Raw genomic sequence first — 14,458 nt, forward strand, 5'->3', positions numbered from 1 at the left:
CTTCGGTGCCTTTTTTATCAATTTTTACACTTCCTCAATGATAAAAACACATTTTATGCTTAAAAAAAATTATTGTGCGCAATACAATATTTAAAAAATTTGTAGTTTATCTATTCAACGTTGTAAATCTACAATGTGAGCAATAAAAATCTAGTATTAATAACAAATCACAGAAATAATAATGGTTGCTTATGTTAGTAACTATTTATTAGACCAAGTGCAAAGAAATTTGCATGCTTTAATAAAAAATACCTACGAGGGTAACAAAATGAAACGTAATCTTTTAGCAATTGCTATTCCTGCTCTTTTGATTGCAGGCACAGCTAATGCATCTATTGAAGTGTGGAACAAAGACAGTAATAAAGTTGACTTTTATGGTCGAGTTTATGCTCTCAATTATATTACTGATCGTGAAAATCAGACCGGAGAAGGCGATAAAACAACAGCTCGTCTGGGTATGTCAGGACAAACTCAAATAACCGATAGTGTGACAGGTTATGGCCGTTGGGAATATGAAGCTGAAACTGGTGATAATGCCGATAATGAAACGCGTTATGCATTTGCTGGTTTAAATTTTGGTGATTTTGGATCGTTTGATTATGGCCGTAATGATGGTGTGTTAAAAACCTTAACTTCTTATACTGATGTATTACCAGAATTTGGTGGAGATGCTTCTGATAATGATCTGTATGCACTAACAGCGCGAACCAAAGCCGTTGCAACTTACCGTAATTCAGATTTCTTTGGCTTAGTTAATGGATTACGTTTTGCCGTTCAATATGCTGATAATGGTGATAATAGTTCTACGCAACATTTTAGTAAATATGAACATAATGACGGTCATGATAGTGCAGAAGCTTGGGGTACAGTAGTCGATTGGGATGTGTTTGACACTGGTTTATCTATTGGTGCCGGTTATGCACAAACAGGTGGTCATAAAGATGCTAAAGCATGGTCAGCAGGTATTAAATATGATAACAACAATCTTTATTTAGCTGCCCTATATATCCAAGGTAAACAAAAATATGGTTGGGAACATGCATCTACGTTAACTAATCATAAAGATGCTGATTTAAAAACTAAGGGCTATGAACTTGTTGCGCAATATGGTATTGACTTTGAGATAGGTCGTTTAACGCCATCTGTTGCTTATATCCAACACAGAGTTCAAGATGCATCTAGTGTTTCAAGAAGTGGTGATTCAGGACTTAAGGGTAATGATTTAGTTAAATATGTAGACGTTGGTTTAACTTATGATTTTAATAAAAACCTACAAGCTATCCTTGATTACAAAATTAACTTGCTAGATAAAGATGATATTGGTGCGCGTCGTAGCTTATATGGCGATAACTACAAAGATCATCATTCAATTATTAATGCGAACACTAAAGACACTGTAGCGCTTGGTTTAATTTATCAATTCTAATTAAATCTATCGTTATAAATTATAAAGGCACTTCGGTGCCTTTTTTATTATTTTTTACACAGTAAATATCACTTGCACTTTTTTTAATTGTCTGTTAAAACACCAAAACTAATAATAAATTAGGAAAACAATGATGCTTTATACCACTCGTAAATTATCAGGTAAAAAAAATATAGCTTTAGTTGCACATGATCATTTAAAAAAAAAACTATTAAATTGGTGTAAAAGGAATCGTGAAGAGCTTTCTCGTCATAATTTATGTGCTACTGGTACAACTGGCACATTAATTAAAAAAGAGATAGGGCTTAATATTATACCAATGCTTAGTGGTCCAATGGGAGGGGATCAACAAATTGGTGCATTAATTGCTGAAGGTAAAATTGATATTCTTATCTTCTTTTGGGATCCGCTTAATGCAGTGCCACATGATCCAGATGTTAAAGCATTGCTACGAGTATCGACGGTATGGAATATTCCTGTTGCAACCAACCAAGCAACTGCTAACGCATTAATTCAATCGTCAATTTTTACCGGTGAGGTTGAAATTGATATTCCTGATTATCAAGGCTATCTAGCGGAACGAACAAAGTAAATGCCAATACCCTCACAGATCCGTAAAACGGGTAGACGAATATTACTCCTTGATAATTTATTTATTGTCTTAGGGTTTTATGTTGTTTTTCCACTGGTTTCAACCCATTTTGTTAGCCAAATAGGGTGGAGTGCGTTATTTGTGGGGTTTGCACTAGGTTTTCGACAGTTTGTTCAGCAAGGCTTTGGTATTGTAGGGGGAGCGATAGCCGATCGCTTTGGTGCTAAACCAATGATTGTAATGGGCATGTTTTTACGCAGTGTTGGTTTTGTTTCAATGGCGATTGCTAGTGATCCATGGTTATTGCTTCTCTCCTGCTTGCTTTCCGCGCTTGGTGGGTTACTATTTGATCCACCAAGAATGGGGTTAACTATCAAATTTACTCGTCCTCATGAACGAGGTAAGTTTATCTCACTATTAATGATACAAGATAATGCCGGTGCTGTTATTGGCGCTTTAATTGGTGGGATTTTGATTGATTATGATTTCCAATTAGTTTGTTGGTGTGGCGCTTTTATATTCTTCTTGTGTGGTATTTTCAATTTATTTTGTTTACCTGCATATCATATTACCGTTGGTAAAACGCCGATTATAAACGGTATGAAAATGGTACTGAAAGATAAAAAATTTACACGTTATGTGTTGACTTTAACGGGTTATTATGTGCTTTGGGTGCAAATTATGTTGATGCTACCATTAACCATAACTAATGTTTCAGGTAGTCAGAGCAATGTAAAATGGATGTATGCGATTCAAGCAGGCATATCACTTATTTTACTTTACCCGTTAGCGCGAATTAGTGAAAAATATTTTAGATTAGATCAACGTCTGAAATTTGGACTGTTTGTCATGTCATTTGGATTTATTATTATCGGATTTACTAGTGAATTATCTTTTTTATTGTCATTTATTGCACTCTTTTATTTAGGTGCGATTATTGCTGAGCCTGCTCGTGAAACACTATCTACGGTACTTACTAATCCCAAAGCCAAAGGTAGTTATATGGGATTTAGTCGATTGGGACTTGCTTTAGGTGGGTTTATTGGCTATACCGGCGCCGGTTGGCTTTATGATGTCGCTATACAAATAGGCTTTCCTCATCTCCCTTGGATCGTATTGACTATAATTGGTTTATTGACACTCGGTTATTTACAATACTTATTTAAAGATGAACCACCTATGATTCGGAGCAAAACGAAAAAGATTGGCTAATTTCTCCATTTTTAAATAATATAGCTTCTCCTGTATTGAGTTTGTGCCAAATTTCATTTGAGGTTAATGGAAGAGTAGAAATAATTGTTACTACATCTTTAGGAGTGGTGTGTTTTTGAAAATCAATTTCAACATCTTCATCAATTAATTTAGCTTTGCCAAAAGGTGCTTTACGCGTTATCCAATGCAAATTAGTTGAGCAGTAAGCAAACACATATTGTCCATCAGAAAGTAGCATGTTAAATATGCCAAGCTGATTTAATTTATCCGCGCATTGTTGAATGTAGTTAAATAACTCTAAATCATCAACAGGTTTTTGTGGATACTTTTGATGAAGTTGATTGATTAAATAACAAAAAGCATATTCACTATCAGTTAAACCCACCGGTTGAAAAAGTCCTGTGTCTAACTCTTGATAATCAGTTAGTTGCCCGTTATGAGCAAAAGTCCAGTTTTTTCCCCACAACTCGCGAGTAAATGGATGTGTATTTTCTAGTGCAACGGCACCGCGATTAGCTTGACGAATATGAGCAATTACCGCTTTAGATTTTATAGGGTATTGTTGAACCATTTTGGCAATCGGCGAATAGCTACAAGGCTCAGGATCTTTAAATGTCCGGCAACCTTTCCCTTCATAAAAAGTGATCCCCCAACCATCTCTGTGAGGACCTTTGTCCCCACCTCGTTTCATTAGACTTGTAAAGCTGAAACAAATATCGGTTGGTACATTAGCACTCATACCTAATAATTCGCACATTTGCTTAAGCCATCTGTTTTTCAATTAATAAAATTAAGATATGGATCACTTTGATGTGAATTTCTTGTACACGATCGGCATACCCAAAATGTGGTACACGAATATCGACATCAGCAAGTCCATTCATCTTCCCACCATCTTTACCAGTAAGTGTGATGATTTTCATACCTTTTTGTTTAGCAACTTCGATAGCGTTAAGAACATTAGTCGAATTACCTGAAGTTGAAATACCTAAAAGTACATCACCTTTCTGACCAACGCCTTCCACATAACGAGAAAAAATGGAATCAAAACCATAATCATTACCAACGCAGGAAATATGACTTACATCTGATATTGCGATTGCCGGATAAGCTGGACGATTATCGCGATAACGACCGGTTAACTCTTCGGCAAAATGCATCGCATCACAATGGGAACCACCATTACCACAGGATAAAACTTTGCCACCTTGTTTAAATGAGTCAGCGATTAATAGTGCTGCTTGTTGAATATGTTTTAGATTTTTATCATCAGCAATAAAATTAGTTAACACTTCTTTTGCTTGATTTAACTCATTTCGAATATCATCGATGTACATTGATATTACCTCATCAATAAAAAAAACCTCTACCATTGTAGTTCCTTCAAAATAGCTTGCAAGCGTTAAAACGATTTATTTTGTTAAGAAGTTTCAGGTTAGCTATACGTTTTAGTATAATTTATCTCTGGAATAACAAATTTGTAATCGCGTTGAAGGTTTTTTAATTCAATAGTTATTTTGTTGTTACTCATTAGCATATTTCGAATTGATTCAATCTTTATATCTTATTTGAGCATAATACAGGTAGATCGTGGTGTTAGCGCTATTTGCTAATAGGATAAGCAGGTAATTTATGATACAATTAACAAAATCTTTTTTCACCAATATTGATAGACAAACAGCATTTAAAATCAATCAATAAGGAATTAATATGCAAACAATTGAAGGTAAAGTTGCCGCGCCGAAAGCAAAAGTGGCAATAGTCGTTGCTCGTTTCAATCATTTTATTAATGATAGTTTGGTAAATGGAGCTATTGACGCATTAACTCGCATAGGTCAAGTAGATAACAAGAATATTTCGGTTATTTGGGTACCCGGAGCATATGAAATTCCGCTGGCAACAAAAGTTGCGGCGCAATCAAAAAAATATGATGCAATTGTTGCATTAGGTACCGTTATTCGTGGTAGTACAGCCCATTTTGATTTTGTTGCTGGTGAATCAAGTTCTGGATTATTAAATGCAAGTTTAGAATTTTCCATTCCAGTAGGATTCGGAATTTTGACTACAGAAAGTATTGAACAAGCTATTGAACGTGCAGGTACCAAAGCAGGTAATAAAGGTGCTGAAGCGGCATTAACTGCACTTGAAATGTTAAATGTTATAAAAGCAATTAAGGAGTAAATTAGTGGCATTAGTCAATCCTCGTCGTCGAGCAAGAGAGTGTGCCGTACAAGCCATCTACTCTTGGCAGGTTTCCAAAAATGATCTTGTAGATGTTGAGACAAGTTTTATTGCGGAACAAGATATGAAAGGCGTCGATGCTAAGTATTTTCGTGAGTTATTAAATGGTGTTGCAAAAAATACAGCTGAGCTAGACGAAAAAATGGCACCATATCTTACTGATCGCATGGTTGAGGAATTGGGACAAATTGAGTTAGCGGTATTAAGAATTGCGCTTTACGAATTGATGAAACGTCATGATGTGCCTTATAAAGTAGTGATTAATGAGGCGATTGATCTGACTAAAACGTTTGGCGCAGCTGATAGCCATAAATTTGTTAATGGTGTATTAGATAAAATCGCACCAACTATTCGTACCCGATAACCGTTTAATAGTGAGAGTTCTATGAGCGACAATCCCCAAAAAAGTAGCCCAACTATTTTTTATGCAAAAAACAGTCAGTCGGATAAATCCTCTCGTTCCCCAAACAGTAATAAAGTAAAAGGGAAGGGAAGGCGTACTGAACAAACTTTTCAATCAAAATCCAAAAATAAAAAAGATTCTGATCGTATTGAAACGTTTAAACCAAAAGTAAACAAGACTAATTTTGCTAAAAAGGTTGATCACGTTGATCCATTTTCATCAGAAGAAAATGACTCTCCATGGCAAAGAAAAGTTCGCGATAATGAACAAATGCCGACATTTGGGTATGATGAACACCGTCAACGTAAAGAAGAATCGCTAGTCTACAGTGAAAATAGTTGTAAATCTGTTTTTAAACATCGACGCTATGCGATTGTTAAAATGTTTGTCACGCAAGAAATGACTTATCAGTTTAAAGATTTGATTGAGTGGTTAGTTAAACAACGATTAGGTTATGATGTTGTTTCTAATGAACAAATTACTAAATTAACGCAAACCCCTCATCATGGCGGTATCTGTTTAATTATCAAAAAGCGTACGCCTTTAATGTTGCTTGATTATATTGAGAAAAATAGTCACAAAATGAATGACTATGTTTTAGCAATTGATGATGTAAACAATCCACATAACTTAGGCGGTTTAATCCGTAGTGCTGCTTTTTATGCTGTCAATGGTGTCATGTTACGCCAAACGAATCTGCTTGATAGCGGAGCTGCAATGCGGGTTGCTGAAGGCGGTGTTGAAGCTGTAGAATCAATTAAAAGTGATGACTTTGTGGCATCACTTGATCTTTTTAAACAACATGGCTATCAAGTTGTTGCTTTATTACCTTGTCAGGCAAAGTCAATTAAATCTAGTGAATTACATCGAATTCAATTTCAGAAAAAAGTCGTTGTTGTTATTTTTCAACAAATTAATATGAAACTGATTAATTGTGCAGATGTTGTTGTTTATCTAAAAGGTAATGATAATATGCCGGCACTTAATATCTCGGTGGCCACAGGCATTTTGTTATCAAATCTACAAAAATAAAAAATATGCTTTATGCTTATACCACCGACGTTTAGCGGTGGTATAAGTTAGTTTTAGATAAGTCAAATAGGCAAAATAGCATCATTTGATTAGAAAATACCAATTTTTTCTGTACATTGTTACCAAATTTCTAGGAGTCTTGGTAAAAATTATGGTATCCAAACATCGAGTCGGTTTAATTTTCGGTAAATTTTACCCTTTACACTGTGGTCATATCTATTTAATTGAAAAAGCGATAAGCCAAGTTGATGAATTACATATTCTTCTTGGCTGTGAAGCAATTCGAGATAAACAACTTTTTGATAAAAGTCGCTTACCAAAACAGCCTCAAGTTAGTGACCGTTTTGCGTGGTTAAAAGAAACATTTAAAGATCGTCATAACATTCATATTCATATTTTGGATGAGACAGGTATTGAATATTATCCCAACGGTTGGCAAGACTGGAGTGATCGTGTTAAAAAAATTCTATCAGAACATAAAATTACTCCGACGGTTGTTTTCACCAGTGAAACACAAGATGTAAAAAATCATCAGTTATATTTTGGTTGTCCGGTAGTGACGGTGGATGCTGATCGTGAATTTATGCATATTAGTGCTACTGAAATTCGACAAAACCCTTATAAGAATTGGCCTTTTATTGCTCAAGTTGCTAAACCTTTTTTTGTTAAAAAAGTCGCAATTATTAGTCATCAAAAGTTGAATGATTTACCTGTTCAATTTGCTAATATTTACAATACTGAATATGTAGCTAATGGTTATATTAATTATATTCAGCGAGAAGTATCAACATGTCATAACCAGCGCTATTTAAGTGAATCAGATTATATTAAAATTGCTATGTTACAGGTTGAACGTATATCGACTGCTGAAAGAGTTGCAAATAAATTGCTGTTTACTTCAATTGATTTTGCTACTCTCGCTCAATATTATCATCAAATCTTTCATAAAGAACATGAAGTTCTAAAAGCATTAACAGAGAGTTATCATTTTGATTTAGTTATCAATGAAAAGGATTTAAATCCAACGCATTCATCATTAGAGCATTTTGAAACGGTTGCAAAGATGGTTGATGCATTATTGATTTAGTCCATCGCATTTATCATTGCTTGTGCTAGAATAGGCCTAATCTTTGTGATAGGTAACTTTTTTATGTCTCAATCTTCCGATAAACAAGATAATTCTAGCCAAGAAAAAATTGATTTTGGTTTTACGCAAGTTCCAAAACAAGAAAAAGTAAAACGAGTTGCTGATGTCTTTCATTCTGTTGCAGATAAATATGATGTGATGAATGATTTAATGTCATTTGGCATTCATCGGTTTTGGAAAAAAATCACCATAGAATATAGCAGTGTTCGAAAAGGGCAAAAAGTTTTAGATTTAGCCGGAGGTACAGGTGATTTAACCGCTAAATTTTCAAAATTGGTAGGTGATGAAGGATTAGTGGTACTTGCTGATATTAATGAATCAATGTTGAAAGTTGGTCGAGATAAACTTCGTGATAAAGGCTTGTTTAAAAATATTGAATATGTACAAGCTAATGCTGAAGAGTTACCTTTTACTGACAACTATTTTGACTGTATCACTATCTCCTTTGGCTTACGCAATGTCACTGATAAAGAAAAAGCGCTAAGGTCGATGTGGCGCGTATTAAAACCTGGTGGGCGTTTGTTAATTTTAGAGTTTTCAAAACCGCAATATCAAATCTTAAATAAAGCTTACGATCTCTACTCATTTTCCGTCTTACCTTTAATGGGTAAAATCGTTGCAAATGATGCTAACAGCTATCGTTATTTAGCCGAATCAATTCGTATGCATCCGGATCAAAAAACCTTGAAAAAAATGATGGAAGATGCGGGATTTGTTGATGTCAAATATCACAATATGACCGGTGGTATAGTGGCTTTACACACGGGTTTTAAATTTTAATGCGATGATACACAATGACATTTTTTAGACTTTATAAAATATTAACCGTATTTTGCGCATACCAATTAAAAGAACTATTACCAGTCCATCGTTCTTCAAAATGGCTACGTTTTCTATTGATGTGTTTGTTTTGGGTCAGACCGAAAGCTAAACAGTTAGAGATAGGTGAAAGATTACGGCTAGCCTTACAAGATCTAGGACCGGTATGGATCAAATTTGGTCAAATGATATCAACCAGACGCGATGTATTACCACAACATATTGCCAATGCTTTGGCTAAGTTACAAGATCAAGTCGATCCATTTTCTGGCCAACTAGCCAAACAGATCATTGAATCAGCATTAGGTCAACCGATTGATTATTACTTTTCTGATTTTGATGAAAAACCGTTAGCTTCAGCGTCAATCGCTCAGGTACACACCGCTATATTAAAACGCAGTCAAGCCGAAATTGTCATCAAAGTCTTACGTCCAAATATTTTACCGGTTATTCAGGCGGATATCGCCTTAATGTATTGGGTGGCGAAACAGTTAACTAAGCGTATCAAGTCTGGTGAAAAATTGCGGGCAGTTGAAATTGTTCACGATTATGAACAAACGCTGTTAAAAGAGTTAGATTTACAACAAGAAGCATATAATACCGCGAAACTACGCACTAATTTTATTAATAGTGATATTTTATATATCCCTTTTGTTTATCAAGCGTTATGCCGAAAAAATGTATTAGTGGAAGAACGCATTAAAGGCGTGCCAATTGCTGATATAGGACAACTTAAACAAAATAATGTCAATATGAAACTGCTGGCAGAAAGAGGAGTGCAAGCCTTTTTTACGCAGGTTTTTCGCGATAATTTTTTCCATGCAGATATGCATCCAGGTAATATTTTTGTTGATATTTCTGATCCACAAAGTCCACGTTATATCGGTATTGATTGTGCCATAGTTGGGGTTTTAAGTGATGAAGATCAACGTTATCTTGCTGAGAATTTTTTAGCCTTTTTCAATCGGGATTATCGGAAAATTGCTGAGACTTATATTTTATCAGGTTGGGTACCTGAATCGACCGACGTAACCGCCTTAGAGATGGCGATGCGAAATGTATGTGAACCAGCTTTTGCCAAACCACTGGTTGAAATATCATTTTCTCAGATTTTATTTGAACTATTTCAAGTTGCTCGCCAATTTGATATGGACATTCAACCGCAATTAACTTTGCTTGAAAAAACGCTATTTTATATTGAAGGAATAGGTCGTCAACTTTATCCCGAACTTGATTTATGGCAAACGGCTAAACCATTTTTAGAAAAATGGTATGAAGATAAATATAGTGCCAAAAAATTATTGCAACAAATCTGGTCATCATTACCGCAGTGGCGAACTCTTCTGCCGGAATTGCCTGCAAAATTAGCGGATAGTGAACGAATAAATAAACGGATGACGAATCAATTAAAACAACTTAATAAAGAGCTGCAAGAAAGTAAGCAACGCCAGCATTATTTGTTAGTTATGATTGGTTTAGTTAGCGCCTTATGTATGATTACCTTAATTATTCATTAGCCGTGCTATTTTGGGATCTTATAAATTAAGTGTATAATTTGTTTTACTAACTTTATCGGAGATCTTTATCATGATGCCAAGTTTGCCTCAACTTCTAATATTAATTGCGGTTATTGTGTTGCTATTTGGAACTAAAAAACTACGTTCATTAGGCTCTGATCTTGGTGCATCGATCAAAGGCTTTAAAAAAGCAATGAGTGACGATGATGATAAAAAAGAGCATGATGATTCCTACAAAGTTGAAAAGCGTGATGCATCAAACGATGCTAACGATAGTAAAAAAGAGTAGCTTGTGTTCGACATCAGCTTTGGTCAATTACTCTTAGTATTAGTTATCGGGCTTGTGGTATTAGGTCCGGAGCGATTACCTGTTGCCATTAAAACCGTAGCAGGTTGGATAAAAGTGCTTCGTCGAATGTCTGCAACCGTTCAATTAGAATTGAATAAAGAACTTAAGTTGCAAGAGTTACAAGATAGTCTAAAAAAGGCTGAGCAAAGTGGTTTAAACATATTAACGCCTGAAATTCAAGAATCTATTGATGATTTAAAACGTGTAACAGAATCCTTGCAAAAAGAGATTGATTCTGCAACGCAAGTCGATAAAGATATTCATTCAAATAAAGATAAATCATGACACAAGACGCTACTCAACCTTTAGTTGGACATCTCGTTGAACTCAGGACTCGACTTTTACGTTGTATTATCTGTATTTTATTGGTATTAGTTTGCCTGCTCTATTTTTCTAATGATATTTATCATATTATAGCAAATCCACTTATCCGCCAGCTTCCTAAAGGCAGTAGTATGATTGCAACGGATATTGCAGCTCCTTTTTTCACGCCGATTAAGCTTACCGCTGTAGTGGCAATTTTTGTCTCGATTCCTTATATACTGTATCAAATTTGGGGATTTATTGCGCCGGCACTTTACCAACATGAAAAACGATTAGTTATGCCACTGATTATTTCAAGTACTATTCTTTTCTATGTTGGCATCGCTTTTGCTTATTTCGTTGTGTTTCCTCTCGCTTTTTACTTTTTTATTCATACTGCACCCGTTGATGTTGCTATCAATACCGATATCAGTAAATATCTTGATTTTGTCATGACACTTTTTGTGGTATTCGGATTCGCATTTGAAGTTCCGATTGCAATTATATTGCTTTGTTGGTCAGGCATCACAACACCAAAAAGTCTACGAAAAAAACGACCTTATATTATTGTTGGAGTATTCGCCATTGCCATGTTTGTTACTCCACCGGATGTATTTTCCCAAATATTATTAGCGATACCTATCTGTTTATTGTTCGAAATTGGCACTTTTTTTGCGCGTTTTTATCATCCGCGAAACCGAAAAGAAGAGATGGATGATAGCGATCAACAGTCAGATGAATCGTCATAAATGTAAAAGTAATGAATCTTGTTAAGCAGTAAGGATAATAAATAACCATGAAAACAGCATTACCTGATTTTAATCATGCCAATATTTTGGTTGTCGGCGATATTATGCTAGATCGCTATTGGTATGGAGGTACTAATCGTATTTCACCAGAGGCCCCAGTACCCGTTGTTAAGATTGATGCGTTAGAAGAGCGTCCAGGCGGAGCTGCTAATGTGGCCATGAATATTACTTCACTAGGTGGTAATGCGAGGTTGATTGGTTTAACCGGAATTGATGAACCAGCAAAAATTCTTAATGAAAAATTGAATGAACGTCATGTCCAATGTGATTTTGTATCAGTTCCGACACATCCAACAATTACTAAATTACGGGTATTATCACGTAATCAACAACTAATTCGTATCGATTTTGAGGAAGGATTTGGCAACATTGACCTTGCACCTATGCTTGAACGTATTCAAATAGCATTAAATAGTCACAAAGTTATGATATTGTCTGATTATGCCAAAGGAGCTTTAAGTGCGGTTCAATCGATAATTGAGTTAGCTAATCAAGCCAATGTAGCAATATTAGTCGATCCTAAAGGAACCGATTTTGAACGTTATCGAGGTGCAACACTATTAACTCCTAATATGTCAGAGTTCGAAGCTGTTGTTGGCCATTGTGACAGTGAAGAAGCGATTATAGAAAAAGGTCATCAATTAATTAAACAATATGATCTTAAAGCGTTACTTGTTACCCGTAGTGAAAAAGGGATGACATTATTACAATTAGATAAACCAACTTATCATTTACCAACCCAAGCAAAAGAAGTTTTTGATGTTACTGGTGCTGGTGATACGGTTATTGCAACCTTAGCAACGGCATTAGCATCGGGGCAGTCTTTAGAAGATAGCTGTTTTTTAGCCAATGCTGCTGCGGGTGTTGTTGTTGGTAAATTAGGTACGTCAACGGTTTCTCAAGTCGAACTCGGCAATGCCATTCGAGCGCGAACAGATGATGGCTTCGGTGTAATGACTGAATCGGAGTTAAAAGAAGAGGTGCGTAAGGCTCGGATCCGTGGTGAAAAAATTGTTATGACCAATGGTTGTTTTGATATTTTACATGCAGGGCATGTCTCTTATCTAGCTAATGCCAGAAAATTAGGTGATCGTTTAATTGTAGCGGTTAATAGTGATGAGTCAGTAAAACAATTAAAAGGTGAATCCAGACCTATTAATCCATTAATGCAACGCATGATTGTATTAGGTGCATTAAACTCTGTTGATTGGGTAGTGCCATTTACAGAAGAGACACCACAACGATTAATCGCGAGTATCTTGCCAGATATATTAGTAAAAGGTGGTGATTATAAACCTGAAGAAATCGCCGGAGGTAAAGAAGTTATCGCTGCGGGCGGTAGTGTTAAAGTGCTTAATTTTGAAGACGGATGTTCAACAACTAATATTATTAACGCCATTAAAAATCGATAAAATCTCTCTAACTCAGCTAGGCTACTTAAATAAGTAATAAGTAATAAGTAGCCATTTTCACTTCAAGAAAAATCAATTTTCATTATGTCATCTGTCACCGTGTTAATTTAACATGAATAGGTTTCTTATTTGGCTTTGAATAAGCTAATTATTGTTTTAATAAACTCTATTTGTGATTAGGCTTTAGTAACTGCATTGGTTATTTACGTTTTTTATTCAAAAAATTGTCAATTGAGATCAAAATGATTTTTGGTGATGTTATATATCAAACCTGTATATCGTTATCAAAATAGAGTTAATGAGTTCATGTTCACAGGTTACATACTGTAAAAACAAAATAAATTAAATAGGATATTTTTTCATTTAGATATTTGCAGATTCAAAAACAGTGATCGGATACTCTATTTAGTGAATATGTATAAATGATTTTATGATAATCAACATTATTTTATTGTTCTGGCAAATAAAATCATAAAGTAAACAGTAGGTTGATAATGCTTTTAATATCGAACTTTACTAATAGAATGATAAGAACTAATATTAAAAGCAATTCAATAATATTTAAAGGAATAAAGGTGAAAATAATGAAACATAAACTATTTATATTATTAATAACATTTCTTATAGTAGGTTGTAGTACGGGTTCATTCAAGAAAACGAAATACCGTTACCTAGCCAATAGCGATGATCCTCAACTAGAATTTACCTCTGATTTTGTCAAAGCCTATTATCAACCTGTTTATTTTACACTCAATATTGTTACGCCTGAACAAAATAGATGCAGTGATTTCAATACAGTAGGTTATTATTACCCGATAAAGACTTTTTTTCATTATCCGAGAATGGTGACAAATTTAAATGCGAGTGTTCCAGCTAATAAGTTGGTTTCTATTGAAAGTCATTATGATATGGGTAATCTATATTGCTATGCACCAATTAAGCAATTTACAGCTGAAAAAGGAAAGAACTATCAGATTAACTTTAAGGTAGAAAATGGTTATTGTGAGCTACATGTTATCGATAAACAGACTTCACAACCTGTAAAAGCGCAAGTAAAAAAAGCATGTACTAAATAATGAAGCTTAAGAGCGAATTATTAACAAGAGCATCATGTTATTTTTATAGGATTTTAGGCTAACCTTATGATTTGTTAAAATTGATTGAGGATACTCTTAAAAAAACAAACCATAGATAAA

At 34.8% G+C, this 14,458-nt stretch carries 15 protein-coding genes and 1 pseudogene; 14 read left to right on the plus strand and 2 right to left on the minus strand.

Going from position 1 to position 14,458, the window contains the following annotated elements; all coding sequences use genetic code 11:
• The first annotated feature begins 268 nt into the window (after positions 1–268).
• The 3 genes from A9G11_RS01395 (at position 269) to mdtH (ending at position 3,230) form a co-directional block, all read left to right on the plus strand.
• On the plus strand, positions 269–1,426 hold the full coding sequence (locus A9G11_RS01395) for a porin (protein ID WP_065617859.1): 1,158 nt from the start codon (positions 269–271) through the stop codon (positions 1,424–1,426).
• A gap of 133 nt (positions 1,427–1,559) precedes the next feature.
• The gene (locus tag A9G11_RS01400; RefSeq protein ID WP_065617751.1) at positions 1,560–2,018 is read left to right on the plus strand and encodes a methylglyoxal synthase; all 459 of its coding nucleotides are present in this window, start codon (positions 1,560–1,562) and stop codon (positions 2,016–2,018) included.
• Positions 2,019–3,230 (plus strand): multidrug efflux MFS transporter MdtH, encoded by a 1,212-nt coding sequence (mdtH, locus tag A9G11_RS01405; RefSeq protein WP_065617752.1) that lies wholly within the window; start codon positions 2,019–2,021, stop codon positions 3,228–3,230.
• Here mdtH and A9G11_RS01410 read toward each other — a convergent pair.
• Together A9G11_RS01410 and lpcA are read right to left on the minus strand one after the other, a co-directional pair.
• A complete protein-coding gene (locus A9G11_RS01410) occupies positions 3,196–3,987 on the minus strand; it encodes a class II glutamine amidotransferase (RefSeq protein ID WP_065617753.1) in 792 nt (263 codons plus the stop codon). The two genes, mdtH and A9G11_RS01410, sit on opposite strands and share 35 nt — an antisense overlap.
• Before the next feature lie 4 nt (positions 3,988–3,991).
• Positions 3,992–4,567, minus strand: coding sequence for a D-sedoheptulose 7-phosphate isomerase (gene lpcA, locus A9G11_RS01415; RefSeq protein ID WP_065617860.1), 576 nt, complete (start codon positions 4,565–4,567; stop codon positions 3,992–3,994).
• Between the two features lie 373 nt (positions 4,568–4,940).
• Between lpcA and ribH the strand changes: the two genes are divergently transcribed.
• The 11 genes and pseudogenes from ribH to A9G11_RS01470 all read left to right on the plus strand — a co-directional run bounded on the left by ribH (position 4,941) and on the right by A9G11_RS01470 (position 14,338).
• Positions 4,941–5,411 (plus strand): 6,7-dimethyl-8-ribityllumazine synthase, encoded by a 471-nt coding sequence (gene ribH / locus A9G11_RS01420; RefSeq protein ID WP_065617754.1) that lies wholly within the window; start codon positions 4,941–4,943, stop codon positions 5,409–5,411.
• A gap of 4 nt (positions 5,412–5,415) precedes the next feature.
• Positions 5,416–5,835, plus strand: a complete 420-nt coding sequence (gene nusB / locus A9G11_RS01425; RefSeq protein ID WP_065617755.1) for a transcription antitermination factor NusB — start codon at positions 5,416–5,418, stop codon at positions 5,833–5,835.
• A gap of 21 nt (positions 5,836–5,856) precedes the next feature.
• A complete protein-coding gene (locus tag A9G11_RS01430) occupies positions 5,857–6,906 on the plus strand; it encodes a TrmH family RNA methyltransferase (protein WP_065617756.1) in 1,050 nt (349 codons plus the stop codon).
• Between the two features lie 85 nt (positions 6,907–6,991).
• Complete coding sequence (nadR, locus tag A9G11_RS01435) at positions 6,992–7,993, plus strand: multifunctional transcriptional regulator/nicotinamide-nucleotide adenylyltransferase/ribosylnicotinamide kinase NadR (RefSeq protein WP_255308514.1); 1,002 nt, start codon at positions 6,992–6,994, stop codon at positions 7,991–7,993.
• A gap of 63 nt (positions 7,994–8,056) precedes the next feature.
• Positions 8,057–8,833: a bifunctional demethylmenaquinone methyltransferase/2-methoxy-6-polyprenyl-1,4-benzoquinol methylase UbiE gene (gene ubiE, locus A9G11_RS01440; RefSeq protein WP_065617758.1), complete on the plus strand. Its 777-nt coding sequence runs from the start codon at positions 8,057–8,059 to the stop codon at positions 8,831–8,833.
• A 14-nt stretch (positions 8,834–8,847) separates the two neighbouring features.
• The gene (gene ubiB / locus A9G11_RS01445) at positions 8,848–10,389 is read left to right on the plus strand and encodes a ubiquinone biosynthesis regulatory protein kinase UbiB (protein WP_141674323.1); all 1,542 of its coding nucleotides are present in this window, start codon (positions 8,848–8,850) and stop codon (positions 10,387–10,389) included.
• Between the two features lie 70 nt (positions 10,390–10,459).
• Complete coding sequence (gene tatA / locus A9G11_RS01450; RefSeq protein WP_065617759.1) at positions 10,460–10,678, plus strand: twin-arginine translocase TatA/TatE family subunit; 219 nt, start codon at positions 10,460–10,462, stop codon at positions 10,676–10,678.
• 3 nt (positions 10,679–10,681) lie between these two features.
• A pseudogene (tatB, locus tag A9G11_RS01455) lies at positions 10,682–11,005 on the plus strand (Sec-independent protein translocase protein TatB); the annotation flags it as partial.
• 14 nt (positions 11,006–11,019) lie between these two features.
• Positions 11,020–11,790, plus strand: a complete 771-nt coding sequence (tatC, locus tag A9G11_RS01460; protein ID WP_065617760.1) for a twin-arginine translocase subunit TatC — start codon at positions 11,020–11,022, stop codon at positions 11,788–11,790.
• 47 nt (positions 11,791–11,837) lie between these two features.
• Entirely contained in the window at positions 11,838–13,262 is a 1,425-nt protein-coding gene (gene hldE, locus A9G11_RS01465; RefSeq protein ID WP_065617761.1) for a bifunctional D-glycero-beta-D-manno-heptose-7-phosphate kinase/D-glycero-beta-D-manno-heptose 1-phosphate adenylyltransferase HldE, read from the plus strand.
• Positions 13,263–13,846: 584 nt separating this feature from the next.
• Complete coding sequence (locus A9G11_RS01470; protein WP_065617762.1) at positions 13,847–14,338, plus strand: hypothetical protein; 492 nt, start codon at positions 13,847–13,849, stop codon at positions 14,336–14,338.
• The last annotated feature ends 120 nt before the right edge of the window (positions 14,339–14,458 follow it).

The organism is Gilliamella sp. wkB108, from assembly GCF_001690195.1.
GTDB classification, from domain to species: Bacteria; Pseudomonadota; Gammaproteobacteria; order Enterobacterales; family Orbaceae; genus Gilliamella; species Gilliamella apicola_L.